General features: G+C 58.2%; 17 protein-coding genes. 11 read left to right on the forward strand and 6 right to left on the reverse strand.

The features are described from left to right. Positions 1–10: 10 nt before the first annotated feature. On the reverse strand, positions 11–1,348 hold the full coding sequence (gene dsdX / locus BM007_RS18665) for a D-serine transporter DsdX (RefSeq protein ID WP_090420304.1): 1,338 nt from the start codon (positions 1,346–1,348) through the stop codon (positions 11–13). Positions 1,349–1,552: 204 nt separating this feature from the next. Here dsdX and dsdC point away from each other — a divergent pair, with 204 nt between their 5' ends. After that, positions 1,553–2,479, forward strand: a complete 927-nt coding sequence (dsdC, locus tag BM007_RS18670; protein WP_024907380.1) for a DNA-binding transcriptional regulator DsdC — start codon at positions 1,553–1,555, stop codon at positions 2,477–2,479. 84 nt (positions 2,480–2,563) lie between these two features. Next, the gene (locus tag BM007_RS18675; RefSeq protein ID WP_032648552.1) at positions 2,564–3,652 is read left to right on the forward strand and encodes a cellulase family glycosylhydrolase; all 1,089 of its coding nucleotides are present in this window, start codon (positions 2,564–2,566) and stop codon (positions 3,650–3,652) included. Here BM007_RS18675 and emrD read toward each other — a convergent pair. The 4 genes from emrD to tisB form a co-directional block, all read right to left on the reverse strand. Beyond that, the gene (gene emrD, locus BM007_RS18680) at positions 3,555–4,739 is read right to left on the reverse strand and encodes a multidrug efflux MFS transporter EmrD (protein WP_090420468.1); all 1,185 of its coding nucleotides are present in this window, start codon (positions 4,737–4,739) and stop codon (positions 3,555–3,557) included. The two genes, BM007_RS18675 and emrD, sit on opposite strands and share 98 nt — an antisense overlap. Before the next feature lie 175 nt (positions 4,740–4,914). After that, positions 4,915–5,748, reverse strand: coding sequence for an EamA family transporter (locus tag BM007_RS18685; protein ID WP_032648548.1), 834 nt, complete (start codon positions 5,746–5,748; stop codon positions 4,915–4,917). A gap of 62 nt (positions 5,749–5,810) precedes the next feature. Next, the gene (locus BM007_RS18690) at positions 5,811–6,257 is read right to left on the reverse strand and encodes a GNAT family N-acetyltransferase (protein WP_090420307.1); all 447 of its coding nucleotides are present in this window, start codon (positions 6,255–6,257) and stop codon (positions 5,811–5,813) included. Positions 6,258–6,321: 64 nt separating this feature from the next. After that, positions 6,322–6,411, reverse strand: a complete 90-nt coding sequence (gene tisB, locus BM007_RS18695) for a type I toxin-antitoxin system toxin TisB (protein ID WP_023309830.1) — start codon at positions 6,409–6,411, stop codon at positions 6,322–6,324. Between the two features lie 488 nt (positions 6,412–6,899). Here tisB and BM007_RS18700 point away from each other — a divergent pair, with 488 nt between their 5' ends. From BM007_RS18700 to uhpT, 9 genes are all read left to right on the forward strand, one after another. Next, positions 6,900–7,214, forward strand: a complete 315-nt coding sequence (locus BM007_RS18700; protein WP_024907375.1) for a type II toxin-antitoxin system HigB family toxin — start codon at positions 6,900–6,902, stop codon at positions 7,212–7,214. Beyond that, the gene (locus tag BM007_RS18705; RefSeq protein WP_090420471.1) at positions 7,214–7,630 is read left to right on the forward strand and encodes a helix-turn-helix domain-containing protein; all 417 of its coding nucleotides are present in this window, start codon (positions 7,214–7,216) and stop codon (positions 7,628–7,630) included. Before BM007_RS18700 ends, BM007_RS18705 begins: the two co-directional genes overlap by 1 nt. 147 nt (positions 7,631–7,777) lie before the next feature. After that, positions 7,778–7,876: an ilvB operon leader peptide IvbL gene (gene ivbL, locus BM007_RS23105; RefSeq protein ID WP_057979964.1), complete on the forward strand. Its 99-nt coding sequence runs from the start codon at positions 7,778–7,780 to the stop codon at positions 7,874–7,876. A gap of 106 nt (positions 7,877–7,982) precedes the next feature. Next, positions 7,983–9,671 (forward strand): acetolactate synthase large subunit, encoded by a 1,689-nt coding sequence (gene ilvB / locus BM007_RS18715; RefSeq protein WP_090420310.1) that lies wholly within the window; start codon positions 7,983–7,985, stop codon positions 9,669–9,671. Positions 9,672–9,674: 3 nt separating this feature from the next. Beyond that, positions 9,675–9,962: an acetolactate synthase small subunit gene (ilvN, locus tag BM007_RS18720; protein WP_008500144.1), complete on the forward strand. Its 288-nt coding sequence runs from the start codon at positions 9,675–9,677 to the stop codon at positions 9,960–9,962. An 82-nt stretch (positions 9,963–10,044) separates the two neighbouring features. Next, entirely contained in the window at positions 10,045–10,638 is a 594-nt protein-coding gene (gene uhpA / locus BM007_RS18725; RefSeq protein ID WP_024907372.1) for a response regulator transcription factor UhpA, read from the forward strand. Beyond that, positions 10,635–12,140, forward strand: a complete 1,506-nt coding sequence (uhpB, locus tag BM007_RS18730; RefSeq protein WP_090420313.1) for a signal transduction histidine-protein kinase/phosphatase UhpB — start codon at positions 10,635–10,637, stop codon at positions 12,138–12,140. The genes uhpA and uhpB overlap by 4 nt, the downstream gene beginning before the upstream one ends. After that, a complete protein-coding gene (locus BM007_RS18735; protein WP_048992751.1) occupies positions 12,133–13,443 on the forward strand; it encodes an MFS transporter in 1,311 nt (436 codons plus the stop codon). Before uhpB ends, BM007_RS18735 begins: the two co-directional genes overlap by 8 nt. A gap of 132 nt (positions 13,444–13,575) precedes the next feature. After that, positions 13,576–14,967 (forward strand): hexose-6-phosphate:phosphate antiporter, encoded by a 1,392-nt coding sequence (uhpT, locus tag BM007_RS18740; protein WP_023309834.1) that lies wholly within the window; start codon positions 13,576–13,578, stop codon positions 14,965–14,967. A gap of 63 nt (positions 14,968–15,030) precedes the next feature. Here the strand turns inward: uhpT and BM007_RS18745 are convergent, their stop codons facing one another. Further along, positions 15,031–15,831, reverse strand: a complete 801-nt coding sequence (locus BM007_RS18745; protein WP_090420473.1) for an MBL fold metallo-hydrolase — start codon at positions 15,829–15,831, stop codon at positions 15,031–15,033. Positions 15,832–15,842 lie beyond the last annotated feature (11 nt).

Consider the following 15,842-nt stretch of genomic DNA (forward strand, 5'->3'; position numbering starts at 1 on the left):
CTCTTCGCGCTCAGATAATGAAGGAAAGCAGGAATGTGCCGCCAAGTGCAAGCACCGAGGCGATAAACGTCGCCGTCGTATAGTATTTGAAGGTCTCATTCAGGGTCGCGCCGCAGTACTGCTTCACCAGCCAGAAGAGGGAATCGGTCACGATCGTGCAGCCAATGGCGCCAGAACCGATGGCAATGGTGATGATCTCCGGGCTGACGTTCGGGTAGAGCGGCAGCATCGGCGCAACTATCGCCGTCGCCCCCATCATCGCGACCGTGGCGGAGCCGACGGCGGCATGCAGCACCAGCGCCACCAGCCAGGCAAGCAGGATAGGATGCATGTGCAGGTTCGAGAGAATATGCGCCAGTGAGTCCGCCAGTCCGCTGGTTTTCAGGATGGCGTTAAACGCGCCGCCCGCGCCGATAATCAGCAAAATGTTGGCGATAGAGCCGAAGCCGTGCTCGGTATGGGTCAGCATCGTGCCCATGCCCATATGCTGGCGGATCCCCAGCAGGTAGTAGGCGACAAACACGGCGATAAACATCGCGGTGATCGGGTTGCCGATAAACTCCAGCACCGTATACAGCGTGCCTTCTTTTGCCATATTCAGTTCGGCGATGGTCTTCACCAGCATCAGGGCAATCGGCAGCAGCACCGTGAACAGCGTGGCGCCCAGCGACGGCAGGGTGTGCTCTTCCCGTACCTTCAGGTCTGAAAATTCTGCCGGAACCGGTTTAAACGGCAGACGATTGCCGAGCAGTTTCAGGAACAGCGGGCCGCCGACCAGCGAGGCCATCAGGCCTACCATCAAACCGTAGACAATAACCGTCCCGACGTCCGCACCTAATTTATTGGTCACAAACAGGGCAGCAGGATGCGGCGGCACCACGCAGTGCACCGCCATCAGCGCGGTACAGAGCGGAATAGCCAGCTTGAGCAGCGACGTGTGGGTCTTTTTGGCGATGGAAAACGCCAGCGGGATGAGCAGGACTACGCCCACTTCCACGAACAGCGTGATACCGCAGATCAGGCCCACCAGCACCATAATCACGTCTGCTGACAGCCAGCGGCAGCGCTGCAGTGCGATCCCGATGCGCTCTGCCGCGCCGGAGACTTCCATCATCTTGCCGAGAATGGTGCCCAGACCAATCACCGCCGCCAGGAAGCCCAGCGTGCCGCCAATGCCGTTCTCAATGGCGTTCACCATATCCAGCGGGCTCATCCCCATCATCGCGCCGACGAAAAAGCTCGCCAGCAGCAGCGCGAGGAACGGGTGAAACTTCAGTTTTACGATGGTTAAAACAATCAACACAATGCTGACCAGCAGCGTTGCCACAACCCAGACCTGAGATCCCATATCTCACCTCACCCTTATGTCATCTGAGGGTATTGGACGAAAAAGCGGCGTGGGCTGACAAACGATATAAATTGGCGTTCAGGTGAGCCAGATTGGATCAACTGAGTGACTGCGCTCTAAAAAGCGCACTTAATTCGTATTAGGTTCACATAAATTCACCCTTAAACGGTATGCTGAGCGCAGAAACCACGCGTGAGAATTGTGATGACCGATGCAAATGAAGCCAGAAACCGGCTGTTAAACGGCTGGCAGCTGTCGAAAATGTACACTTTTGAAGTGGCCGCCCGGCATGAGTCCTTCGCGCTGGCGGCGGAGGAACTGTCGCTTAGCCCCAGCGCGGTGAGCCACCGCATCAACCTCCTGGAAGAGGAGTTGGGCATTCAGCTGTTCGTCCGCTCGCACCGTAAAGTCGAGCTGACGCAGGAGGGAAAGCGCGTCTACTGGACGCTAAAATCGTCCCTCGACACCCTGAATCAGGAGATCCTGGATATCAAAAATCAGGCGCTGTCCGGTACGCTGACGGTCTACTCCCGGCCGTCGATCGCCCAGTGCTGGCTGGTACCCATGCTGGGTGATTTTACCCGTCGCTACCCGTCGATTTCGCTCACCATCCTGACCGGCAATGATTACGTCAATATGCAGCGAACGGGTATCGATCTGGCACTTTATTTCGATGATACGCCGCCTAACCATCTCTCTCATCACTTCCTGATGGACGAGGAAATTTTGCCCGTCTGTTCACCACAATATGCCCGTGAGCATGAACTATTGAAAAACCCCGATAATCTCAGCCACTGCACGCTGCTGCACGACCGTCAGGCCTGGAGCAATGATTCCGGTACGGATGAGTGGCTGAGCTGGGCGCAGCACTTTGCGGTGAATATGCCGCCATCGTCTGGTATTGGTTTCGATCGTTCTGATTTGGCGATTATTGCGGCCATCAACCACGTCGGCGTCGCGATGGGGAGAAAGCGGCTTGTGCAGAAACGGCTGGAACGAGGCGAGCTGATCGCCCCGTTTGGCGAAAAGACCCTGAAATGCCATCAGCACTACTATATTTCGACGCTTTCTGGCCGTCAGTGGCCGAAAATTGACGCCTTTATCGGCTGGCTGAGAGAATTGGCAGGTTGAAGAATTATTACGCTTTCGCTCTACACCAAATATGAAAAAGCGTGCTAAATACAGGTAATGCTTTCGATTTATCCAGGGTAAACCGTGTTAAAGCCTTTTATTGTCTCTGCATTACTGATCTCTTCCGGCTGGGCGATTGCCGCTGAGCCGCCGCTGACGGCTGCCCATTATGCGCAGCAGCTTGGCGTCGGGATGGATGTGGACTGGGCGCGAACCGAGCGCGGCATACGCGAATTCGACCCGCTGGTGGTCCGCGATTTTCGTGCAAAAGGCATTACTCACGTGCGCATCCGCGTGGCCGATGAGCCGACGGAAGCGCGGCTGATCCACCTGCGCAAGCTGGTGGAAGCCTGCGAGCAGTATGGCGTGATCCCGATAATCGCTTATCAGGCTGATGAATATAAAAACGACCCAAAAGCCGATAACGAAAAAGAGACGATCAACTGGTGGATTGCCGTTGCGCACTATTTCGGTCAGAGCTACCCGCTGCTGGGTTTTGATCTCATTTATGAGCCAGCCGACAAGCTTAACCACAACCTCGCGTCGCTAAACCGAGTGTATGAAAAAACCATTAAAGCGATCCACGACATGGACCCGCAGCGCATGATCTTTATTGCGCCGCGCCTGCGTGCCGCGCCGGAGGATTTATCGAGCCTGAAGCTGCCTGCGCACAGCCAGAACTACCTGCTGGCGGAGTGGCATATTTTCCCGTGGGGGCCGCTGAAAAATAGCGGTAAATACCCGTGGACGTCCGGCACGGCGGCGGAGAAAGCGGCTATCCATAACCGCATCAACGCCGCGCTGCACTGGCAGCAAAAAACCGGGCACGTTAGCTGGGTCGGGGGCTGGGGCGTGGGAGAATCAAGCCGCTTTACGCCAACCGCTTCGCAGCTGGCCTTCGCCACCTTTATGGCCTGCGAGCTGCAAAAGGCGAAAATCCCGTATGCGCTTAACGCGGATTTCCAGTTTTACGACGGAGAAGAGGGCGCCTGGCGGCCAGCGCCAGAGCCGTTATTACAGGCGATGATCGCCCCTGTCTGTGAAAAGCCCGGCGAGAAGCCGGGCCATCATGCGGTTAAACCGGCTGCTCGTGATGCGGGACACGCGACGCCAGCGGCAGCCAGCACAGTAAAATCAGCAGCCCCATCAGCGTCATCAGCAGGCCCAAACTAGCCTGCCCGGTCTGCGGCATCATCGCCGAGAGCCAGGCCAGCGCGCCGGAGCCGATATTCTGCAAGCCGCCCACCAGTGCGCCAGCCGTACCTGCAAGGAATGGGAACGGCTCCATCGCGCCGCTGGTGGCGAGCGGGAACAGCATCCCCGCGCCGAAGAAGAACAGCGCTGCCGGGATGAGCAGCGTCCAGACCGACATCACGTCAAACAGCCCCGGGATCCACATCATCAGACCCGCCAGCAGACAGCTGATCACCGACTGCCACATCAGGGTGGAGAAGCGCTTGTTTGGTCGCCCGGCAAACCACGCGCCGAAGAACGCCGCCGGGATCGGCAGAATAAACAGAATACTCACCACCATGCTGCTCAGGCCCAGCCCCGCGCCCAGCAGCACGCCGGAGCAGGCTTCGAACACCGCAATGCCCGCCAGGCCGCCGATCAGCATCAGCAGATAGCAGGTAAACGCGCCGTTGCCGAACAGCGTTTTATAGCTGGTGATAAGCTTCGTGCGCGGCGCGTCCTGCGGGCGCGTTTCGGGCATCCAGCGCGCCATGCTGAAGGTGACAATCACGCAGAGCACCAGCAGGAAGGCGTAGCAGGCGCGCCAGGACCACATCGTGTCCAGCAGGCCGCCGATCAGCGGGGCCAGCAGCGGGCTGACCAGAATGCCCATGTTCAACAGGCTGTTGGCATGACGAAGCTGGGTGCCCTTATACATATCGCGCGGTAATGTTCGCGCCATCACCCCGCCGACGCCGGTCCCGACGCCCTGCAGGGCGCTGGCGACAATCAATACGGTCAGGCTGTGGGTGGTAATGGCAATTACCGTCGCCACCATGAAAATGCTCATGCCCACCAGGATCACCGGGCGACGCCCGACGCGGTCGGACAGCGGGCCGTAGAAGAGCTGCGAAACGCCATAGGTCAGCAGATAGGCTGCCATTACGCTCTGTACCGCGCCCTCGCGGACGTTTAATTCCTTTGCCATGTCGGCAATCGCCGGAATGTAGATGGTTTGCGCCATCTGACCGACGGCCACCAGTAACACCAGCATCAACAATAAGTTAACGTTCCGTTGCTTTTTCATGTCGCTGAATACTTTTGCCAAAAGAGAAAAATGAAGAATAAGTGACTGCGCATTCCCATAAATGCGCGAGGAATCTACCACAGAGAGATGACAATTTAAGCATTGTCTTGGTGAATGAAAAAACCGGCAAAGGCAGGATTTGTAAACAAGAACGGCAACTAATGTTGCCAGTGCTTTACGCCAGGCGCAGCAGAATGGCGCCGCCGGCAATGCCCAGCGCCGCCGCGATGCGCAGGCCCGCAACCTTCTCTTTTAAAAGCAAAAAAGCGATCAGCGCGCCAAAGAGTATGGAGGTTTCCCGCAGAGCCGCGACCACCGCCAGCGGTGCCTGCGTCATTGCCCACAGCGCCAGACCATATGAGCCCATCGTGCCAACGCCGCCGAGCAACCCCTTTTTCCAGTGCAGACGCAGGTAGCCGGACGCCTCGCGCCGACGCGCCACCATCGCCCAGCTCAGCAGGCAGAAGCCGTTCATAAAGAAGGTCCATAGCGTATAGCCCAGCGCGGTGTCCGACAGCCGTACGCCGGTGCCGTCCACCAGCGTATATCCGGCAATAAAACAGGCGTTCAGCAGCGCCAGCCAGATCCCTTTCCGCGACTGCGTGCGCCCGTTCATCGCCATCGCCAGAATCGACAGGCAAATTACCCCGATCCCGGACCAGGCGAGCCACGAAAGGCTATCGCCGAGCGCCAGCACGCTGATCAGCGCCACCAGCAGCGGGGCGGTGCCGCGCATCAGCGGGTAGGTCTGGCTCATGTCGGAGACCTGATAGGTTTTCGCTACCAGCACGGTGTACACCACCTGTAAGGCGCAGGAAACAATCAAAAACGGCCAGCTTGCGGCAGAGGGCTGTGGAGAAAACGGCAGTAAGACCAGAGCGATAACCGTGGCAGAGCCGCTGACGCTTATTGCGGAATAGAGCTTGTCCGTTCCGGCTTTAACGATGGCGTTCCAGCTGGCATGCAGCAGTGCGGCGAACAGCAAAATGCAGAAAACGGTGATGGTCATGGCGTATCGGGTGGTGAATTGTCACTCAACTGTAACATTCACATCCTGAAGCTGCCAGGCGATTACACCGCACAAAAAAGGCGGTGCGTCACCCGCGGTTCGTCCGAGACCAGCGTAAAACCTGCCCGGCGATAAAACCCATAGGCAGCGTCCGGCGCATGGGTATTGAGGAAATCAAACCAGATGCTGGCATCGGCCATTACCACGGTTAAAAGCTGTTTGCCAATGCCCAGCCCGCGGCACTTCTCGCTGACGTAGAGATGGCGAATACGTCCGGCGCGCGGCTGCTGGCTGAACGGATCGCGGTTGAGGCCGCACACGCCGACCAGCCTGCCGTTGAGAAACGCACCCAGCAGCTTTTCACCCGGTGCGTTAAAGCGGTTCTCACCCCGCTGCCAGCTCTCTTCCAGCCTGCGCAGCATGTTGAAATTCAATGCGATACTTTCCGCCTTCAGGGCGATATACCCCGGCTCATCCGGTGTGACAGGCTCAATCAACAGACGCGACATAGCATTCCCTCGTTATTAAAGAGGGGCGGTTGCCCGCCCCTCTCAGGTGCGACTTGAACCTGAATTACCGAAGGAATTTCAGGACAGCATCAAGCAGTTGCAGTACAGCAACAATGAGTTTGAGGATAAGTATCACCATATCCACTACGCTCATACGCGTCTCCTTTTGGTTAAAAGGAGCACGATGCTGGCGTACCTTTCCGCCGCCTGTTGCCAGCACCTGGATTGACGTAACACAGTGTGCTCACTTCAGGGGTTAAGGCACTGACGGCACCACCCGTTTCAGCCAGGACTTCGTTGCGCCGGTAGAACTGCGGCCCCCTCGCTCACTGCGAACACCCTCAGTATAGATAAATACTGTATGTATGAACAGTATTTTTTGGACAAAAATCGAAAGGCGATCCATACTCAAAAACGTCAAAATCCGTGCCGGAATTGCGCGTTCGTCTTCGATCGCGTATACTTTTTGCGTTGACGTAACACAGTGTGTTCTGCGGCGACCAACCGCAAAACCCTGATAAAAACCTCGCTCCGGCGGGGTTTTTTGTTTTCAGATGTTAGATGGCGCAACGATGTTTGTTGACACATTGGCAATGCATGGTATTGTTGCCATAATGGCAACGGACGCGGCAGGCATGCAGTATGCATTTAATCTCTATGAAGGCAATTTATGATGCGGTAACTCAGTTTCCGCAGCACAAGGAAGAGCTCCTGTTTTTAGGCCGCACCATCGAAAAGAGCCATTGCCCGACACCTGCTGCGCTGAAAAAACTGTTTCCGACGCTGGATAACTTTAAGTATCTGGATAAGCATTATGTTATTGATATTGCAAACAACAATCTCAGAGTAGTGGCTCTCATCTTCTTTGAAAGCCAAAAGTTTTATGTGCGCCATGTTTTTACTCATAAGGAATATGACCGTTTTACGGAGAAACATCGCACTAAGGGGAAGAAATGATGATCGTCGCTGATGCAATGAAAGCTACGCATGCCCTTGTTGCGGCTGTTCCTTTACTGGGTGAACAGCCGAGCGAGAAAGATTATAAAGATGCGCTTGAGCTGGTTGAGTATCTGCTCATGAACGAGCCCGATAGCCCCTTGCTGGATATTGTGTGCGCCAGGATTAGCCGTTACGAAGCCAACCGGCCAGAGATAGTCGCATTACGCAAGGAGATGGAGTCCGTTCCCGTCGGTGTTGCGGTTTTAAGAACCTTAATGGATCAGTACAACCTGACGATATCGGATTTTCAGGATGAAATTGGCAGTAAATCGATGGTTTCACGGGTTCTGAATGGTCAGAGACAGCTTACGCTGAACCATATTAAAAAGCTGGCGGCCAGATTTAGGGTATCACCTGCGCTGTTTATTGAGTGAGTCAAAGTCGACTTTTTGAGTGTCACCACCCAACAAACGAAACGTGATCCCTGACGCATTTTTGCGCAGATGAAAATTTTTCCATTGTCACGCCCGAAAACCTGTGTTTGTATAAATTCAATTAATGATTCCAAACACAGGTCCCCAATGACTTCATCCATCTTCACTTCGACTCTACTAAAAACTGCGCAACCAGCCGCAGTGGTCGTCGTGCGTGTGGTGGTGGTCGTCGGCAATGCGCCGTAGGGACTGGATCAACACACGAATCCAAAACCCCGCCGGCGCAAACCGGGCGGGGTTTTTCGTTTAAGAGCCTCCCCGGAAAGTCGGCCCAGAAGAAAAGGACTGGAGCATGGCAAGTTCGGGCACAACATCCAACAAGACGCGTTTTACTGGCGCGCAGCTGATCGTTCATCTGCTGGAGCGACAGGGCATCACCACGGTTGCGGGCATCCCCGGCGGCACGGTGCTGCCGCTGTACGATGCGTTAAGCCAAAGCACGCAGATCCGCCACGTCCTGGCACGCCACGAGCAGGGGGCAGGCTTTATCGCTCAGGGCATGGCGCGTACCCAGGGTAAACCGGCGGTCTGTATGGCCTGCAGCGGGCCGGGCGCAACCAACCTGGTGACCGCCATCGCCGACGCGCGCCTCGACTCCATTCCGCTGATCTGCATTACTGGCCAGGTGCCGTCCTCGATGATCGGCACCGATGCGTTCCAGGAAGTGGATACCTACGGCATCTCTATCCCCATCACCAAACATAACTATTTAGTTCGCGATATCAGCGAACTTCCTCAGGTTATCAGTGATGCGTTCCGCATTGCCCAGTCCGGCCGCCCGGGCCCGGTGTGGATAGACATTCCTAAGGATGTCCAGACCGCAGAGATCGAGATCGACGTGCTGCCGGAGCCGGGCGACCGTGCCCCCGCGCCAGCATTCAGCGCTGAGAGCGTGCGCGATGCCGCAGCCATGATCAACGCCGCCAAACGTCCGGTGCTCTATCTGGGCGGCGGGGCGATTAATGCTGCGGATGAAATCCGTGAGTTTGCGGAAAAAGCCAACCTGCCGACCACCATGACCCTGATGGCGCTCGGCATGCTGCCAAAAGCGCACCCGCTGTCCCTGGGGATGCTGGGCATGCACGGCGCGCGCAGCACCAACTACATCCTGCAAGAGGCGGATTTGCTGATTGTTATGGGCGCGCGTTTTGATGACCGGGCGATCGGCAAAACCGAGCAGTTCTGCCCGAACGCGAAGATCATTCACGTGGATATCGACCGCGCCGAGCTGGGTAAAATCAAGCAGCCGCACGTGGCGATTCAGGGCGATGTTGCCGAAGTGCTGGCGGAGCTGATCCCGCAGACGGACGCAACCGACCGCGCCGACTGGCGTAAGCTGGTGGCCGATCTGCAGCGCGAGTTCCCGGGCGCCATCCCAACCGAAGGCGACCCGCTGAGCCACTATGGTCTTATCAACGCCGTTGCTGCCTGCGTGGACGACAGCGCGATTATCACCACCGACGTGGGCCAGCATCAGATGTGGACCGCTCAGGCCTACCCGCTGAACCGTCCGCGCCAGTGGCTGACCTCCGGCGGTCTGGGCACTATGGGCTTTGGTCTGCCTGCAGCAGTTGGTGCAGCGCTCGCCAACCCGGACCGCAAGGTCATCTGCTTCTCCGGCGACGGCAGCCTGATGATGAACATTCAGGAGATGGCGACCGCGGCCGAAAACCAGTTAGACGTGAAAATCATCCTGATGAACAACGAGGCGCTGGGGCTGGTGCATCAGCAGCAGAGCCTGTTCTACAAGCAGGGCGTGTTTGCCGCGACCTATCCGGGAATGATTAACTTTATGCAGATTGCCGCCGGTTTTGGCCTGCATACCTGCGATCTGAACGCCGAAGAAGACGCGCAGGCGGCGCTGCAGGCGGCGATTTCTCGTCCCGGCCCGGCGCTGATCCACGTGCGTATCGACCCTGAACAAAAAGTGTATCCGATGGTGCCGCCGGGTGCGGCAAATACTGAGATGGTGGGAGAATAAGCCATGCAGAAACAACATGATAACGTCATTCTGGAACTCACCGTCCGCAACCACCCTGGCGTCATGACCCACGTCTGCGGGCTGTTTGCCCGCCGGGCGTTTAACGTGGAAGGCATTCTCTGTCTGCCGATTCAGGGCAGCGAGCACAGTCGCATCTGGCTACTGGTCAACGATGACCAGCGTCTGGAGCAGATGATGGCGCAGATCGACAAGCTGGAAGATGTCACCAACGTGGCGCGTAACCAGTCCGATCCCACCATGTTTAACAAAATTGCGGTGTTTTTCGAATAGATCGCTTAAGGTAAGCGTCTTTCGCTCTTGTAGGCCGGATAAGCGCAGCGCCATCCGGCGTTTTCAGACCGCAGGAAGACACATGACCACCATCGCCCTTATCGACGACCACCTTATCGTCCGCTCTGGCTTTGCCCAGCTTCTCAACCTCGAACCAGATTTCCAGGTCGTGGCCGAGTTTGGCTCCGGTCGCGAGGCGCTGGCGGGCCTGCCGGGGCGCGGGGTGCAGGTCTGTATCTGCGACATCTCGATGCCGGATCTCTCCGGGCTGGAGCTGCTAAGCCAGCTGCCGAAAGGAATGTCGACCATTATGCTCTCGGTCCACGACAGCCCGGCGCTGGTCGAGCAGGCACTCAACGCGGGGGCGCGCGGGTTCCTCTCCAAACGCTGTAGCCCGGACGAGCTGATTGCCGCCGTGCGCACCGTCTCCACCGGCGGCTGCTACCTGACGCCGGATATCGCCATCAAGCTGGCGGCCGGACGTCAGGATCCGCTCACCAGACGCGAGCGCCAGGTTGCGGAAAAACTCGCGCAGGGAATGTCGGTAAAAGAGATTGCCGCCGAGCTGGAACTGTCCCCGAAAACCGTACACGTTCACCGCGCCAACCTGATGGAAAAACTTAACGTCAGCAACGACGTCGAACTGGCGCGCCGCATGTTCGACAGCTGGCAATGAGTCCCGTCTTTTCGCGGCTGATCGCCGTCGTTGCCAGCTTTTTTATCTTCTCCGCCGCATGGTTCTGCTTATGGAGCATCAGCCTGCACCTGGTGGAACGCCCCGAGCTGGCGGTGCTGCTGTTTCCCTTCGGCCTGCGACTGGGGCTCATGCTCCAGTGCCCGCGCGGATACTGGCCGGTTTTGCTGGGCGCAGAGTGGCTGCTGCTGGTCTGGCTGGCGCAGGAAGTCGCTCTGGTGCACCTGCCATTATTGATGATCGGAAGCCTGCTCACGCTGCTCCCTGTTGCCCTCATTTCCCGCTACCGTCACCAGCGCGACTGGCGCACGCTGCTGCGACAGGGGGCGGCGCTGATTGCCGCCGCGCTGCTGCAGTCCCTGCCGTGGGCGGGTGATAAGGAGATGCTCAACGCGCTGCTGCTGACCCTGACCGGCGGCCTGACCCTCGCGCCGACCTGCCTCGTCATCTGGCATTACCTCACCAATACCGTCTGGCAGCCGCTCGGCCCGGCGCTGGTTTCCCAACCGGTGAACTGGCGCGCCCGGCATCTCATCTGGTATCTGCTGCTGTTCGTGGTGAGCCTGTGGCTTCAGCTGGGTCTACCTGCCGAGCTTTCACGCTTTACCCCATTTTGCCTTGCGCTGCCGATTATCGCCCTGGCCTGGCACTACGGCTGGCAGGGGGCGCTGATCGCCACCCTAATGAACGCCATCGCGCTGATCGCCAGCCAGACCTGGCACGACCATCCGGTAGATCTGCTGCTCTCGCTGCTGGCCCAGAGCCTGACCGGGCTGCTGCTCGGCGCGGGCATTCAGCGCCTGCGCGAGCTGAACCAGTCCCTGCAAACCGAGCTGGCGCGCAACCGGCGTCTGGCTGAACGCCTGCTGGAGACCGAAGAGAGCGTGCGGCAGGAGGTCGCCCGCGAGCTGCACGATGATATCGGCCAGACGATCACCGCCATCCGCACCCAGGCGGGCATTGTCCAGCGTCTGGCGGCGGAAAACGCGGGTGTGAAGCAGGGCGGAGCGCATATCGAGCAGCTTTCGCTGGGCGTGTATGACTCGGTGCGACGTCTCCTCGGCAGGCTGCGTCCGCGTCAGCTCGACGACCTGTCGCTGGAGCAGGCGGTGCGTTCCCTGATGCGCGAGATGGAGCTGGAAAGCCGCGGCATTGTCAGCCATCTCGACTGGCGAATTAACGAATCTGTCCTGAGCGAAGGCCAGCGCGTGACGCTGTTCCGCGTCTGTCAGGAGGGGCTGAACAATATCGTCAAACACGCCAGTGCCAGCGCGGTCACGATACAGGGCTGGGAGCAGGACGAACGTCTGATGCTGGTAATTGAAGACGACGGCTGCGGCCTGCCGCCGGGCTCCGGCCAGCAGGGCTTTGGCCTGGCGGGCATGCGCGAGCGCGTGAAGGCGCTCGGCGGCACGCTGAACCTCTCCTGCACCCACGGGACGCGCGTCAGCGTCAGCCTGCCGCTAAGGAGCCACCATGTTTAAGACCCCCGCGAACGCCGCACCGATAGGTAACAAAGCGGAAATCGACGCCCGCTACCGCTACTGGCGTCGCCATATTCTGATCGCCATCTGGCTCGGCTACGCGCTGTTCTACTTCACCCGCAAAAGCTTCAACGCCGCCGCGCCGGAGATCCTCGCCAGCGGCGTGATGACGCGCACCGATATCGGCCTGCTGGCGACGCTGTTTTACATCACCTACGGCCTGTCGAAGTTCTTCTCCGGCATCGTCAGCGACCGCTCCAACGCACGCTATTTTATGGGCGTTGGGCTTATCGCCACCGGCGTGGTGAACATTCTGTTTGGCTTCTCCACCTCGCTGTGGGCCTTCGCCCTGCTGTGGGCACTGAACGCCTTTTTCCAGGGCTGGGGCGCGCCGGTCTGCGCCCGCCTGCTCACCGCCTGGTATTCGCGCAACGAGCGCGGCGGCTGGTGGGCAATCTGGAACACCGCGCATAATGTCGGCGGGGCGCTGATCCCGATGGTGGTCGGTGCCGCAGCGCTGCACTACGGCTGGCGCGCGGGGATGATGATTGCCGGCGGGCTTGCCATTCTCGCCGGGCTATTCCTCTGCTGGCGCTTGCGCGACAGGCCGCAAACCGTTGGCTTGCCCGCGGTGGGCGACTGGCGGCACGACGAGATGGAAATGGCGCAACAGCAGGAGGGGGCGGGGCTGACGCGCAAAGAGATCCTCACCAAATATGTGCTGAAAAACCCGTATATCTGGCTGCTGTCGCTCTGCTACGTACTGGTGTACGTGGTGCGTGCGGCCATCAACGACTGGGGCAATCTGTACATGTCCGAGACGCTCGGCGTGGACCTGGTGACCGCCAACTCGGCGGTGACGATGTTCGAGCTGGGCGGGTTTATCGGCGCGCTGGTGGCGGGCTGGGGCTCGGACAAGCTGTTCAACGGCAACCGCGGCCCGATGAACCTGATATTCGCCGCCGGGATTTTGCTCTCCGTTGGCTCGCTGTGGCTGATGCCGTTCGCCAGCTACGTGATGCAGGCGGCGTGCTTCTTCACCACCGGCTTCTTCGTGTTCGGCCCGCAGATGCTGATCGGCATGGCGGCGGCAGAGTGCTCGCACAAAGAGGCGGCAGGTGCGGCGACGGGCTTTGTCGGGCTGTTTGCCTACCTTGGCGCATCGCTCTCCGGCTGGCCGCTGGCGCGGGTGATCGACATCTGGCACTGGAGCGGATTCTTCGCGGTGATCGCCATCGCGGCGGGGATCTCCGCCCTGCTGCTGCTGCCGTTTTTGAACGCGCAGGCGCCGCGCGAAGCGTGACGCGCCTCACCTTTTGCTGCCGAGTGGCGCAAAACTAAGAAATTTTCCCGGTTTCACCTGGACGCTGTCTCAGGCATCTCTCCCGGCTGGTTTTTACAATGCTGCAAAAATCAGCTCAGGAGTAACTCAGTCATGCTGGCCTTCTTAAATCAGGTGCGCAAGCCGACCCTGGATCTGCCGCTCGACGTGCGGCGCAAAATGTGGTTCAAACCGTTCATGCAGTCTTATCTGGTGGTCTTCATCGGCTACCTGACCATGTACCTGATCCGCAAAAACTTTAACATCGCGCAGAACGACATGATCTCCACCTACGGGCTGAGCATGACGCAGCTGGGGATGATTGGCCTGGGCTTCTCCATCACCTACGGCGTGGGTAAAACCGTCGTGTCCTACTACGCGGATGGCAAAAACACCAAGCAGTTCCTGCCGTTTATGCTGATCCTCTCCGCCATCTGTATGCTCGGCTTCAGCGCCAGCATGGGCGCAGGGTCCGTTAGCCTGTTCCTGATGATCGCCTTCTACGCCCTGAGCGGTTTCTTCCAGAGTACCGGCGGGTCGTGCAGCTACTCCACCATCACCAAATGGACCCCGCGCCGCAAGCGTGGTTCGTACCTCGGCATGTGGAACATCTCCCACAACCTCGGCGGTGCCGGTGCGGCTGGCGTGGCGCTGTTTGGCGCTAACTACCTGTTCGACGGCCACGTGATCGGGATGTTTATCTTCCCGTCGATTATCGCCCTGATTGTCGGCTTTATCGGCCTGCGCTACGGCAGCGACTCCCCGGAATCGTACGGCCTCGGCAAAGCCGAAGAGCTGTTCGGCGAGGAGATCAGCGAAGAGGACAAAGAGACCGAAGAAAACGAGATGTCCAAATGGCAGATCTTTGTTGAGTATGTGCTGAAAAACAAAGTGATCTGGCTGCTGTGCTTCTCGAACATCTTCCTCTACGTGGTGCGCATCGGCATCGACCAGTGGTCGACCGTGTATGCCTTCCAGGAGCTGAAGCTCTCTAAAGAGGTGGCGATTCAGGGCTTCACCCTGTTCGAAGTGGGCGCGCTGGTTGGTACCCTGCTGTGGGGCTGGCTCTCCGACCTCGCCAACGGCCGTCGCGCGCTGGTGGCCTGCGTCGCGCTGGCGCTGATTATCGCCACGCTCGGCGTCTACCAGCACGCCAGCAACCAGTACGTTTACCTGGCGTCCCTGTTCGCGCTCGGCTTCCTGGTGTTTGGTCCGCAGCTGCTGATTGGCGTGGCAGCAGTGGGCTTCGTCCCGAAAAAAGCGATTGGCGCCGCCGATGGGATTAAGGGCACCTTCGCCTACCTGATCGGCGACAGCTTCGCCAAGCTGGGTCTGGGGATGATCGCTGACGGCACGCCGATTTTCGGCCTCACCGGCTGGGCGGGCACCTTCGCGGCGCTGGATGCAGCAGCGATTGGCTGTATCGTCCTGATGGCGATGGTTGCCGTACTGGAAGAACGTAAAATTCGCCGTGAGAATCGTGCGCAGAAATTAAAAACAGCCTGAGTGTGCAGGTAACTTCTTTGCCCGGTGTGTGATGCCGGGCTTTTTTATTAGCTGAGTTAAGACCTACCCCAGAACAAAAATATCCCCTGTTGCCGGGGTAACCGCGTCCGGCAACCACAAATTGCCCCATTTACCCGTACAATGGCAGCCCATTATTTTGTCGGGTTGTAGGCCGTGCAGAAACTGCCTGAGTGCCCAGAGCTTACGCGGTGACGCACAGCGAAGATGGAAACCACCGAAAATTGCATGAATATGGTTGATGCCGGTTATTCTCTGACAGTGATGCACAATATCGATCAGACCTCGGTGCCCACAGCCGATAAAAATGACCAGGCCACGGTCAGATTTATAAATTAGAACCCCTTCATCTTTCACATAATCCACATTCGCATTTTTACCACCGATAACACCGTATGCGTGCGGTTTGGCGACAGGGATCTCCCCTGACCATATAAAGCGCTTCCCAATCTGGAGCGGGGTGCTGCTGTACTCCATGCGATAGTGTGAATAATCATTTTTCAGCGACAACTTTTTTAATCTGGCGGTATACCCTGAAAACTGTATTGCCGAGTAGCGCTCGCAGGCCACGTGGGGATGGCAGACGATCCGGCAATTATCCGGTAACCACGGAACGCCGCCGCAATGGTCATAGTGCCCGTGAGAAAGTACAGCTGCGGTCAGACGGGTCAAATCGACTCCCATCAGAGCTGCGTTATGTATGAAGCTATCATCCGGACCGGTATCAAACAGAATGGAATCATTTTCATCCTGTATAAACAGGCTGAGTCCTGCTTTAGCTCGCAGTAAATTTTTAGCGCCGGGATTAGGTCTGTTCTCCAGCAGGACACTGATTGTTATGGGCATGTTCGCTCTTT

Source organism: Enterobacter sp. NFIX59, from assembly GCF_900113755.1.
Lineage (GTDB): Bacteria > Pseudomonadota > Gammaproteobacteria > Enterobacterales > Enterobacteriaceae > Enterobacter > Enterobacter pseudoroggenkampii.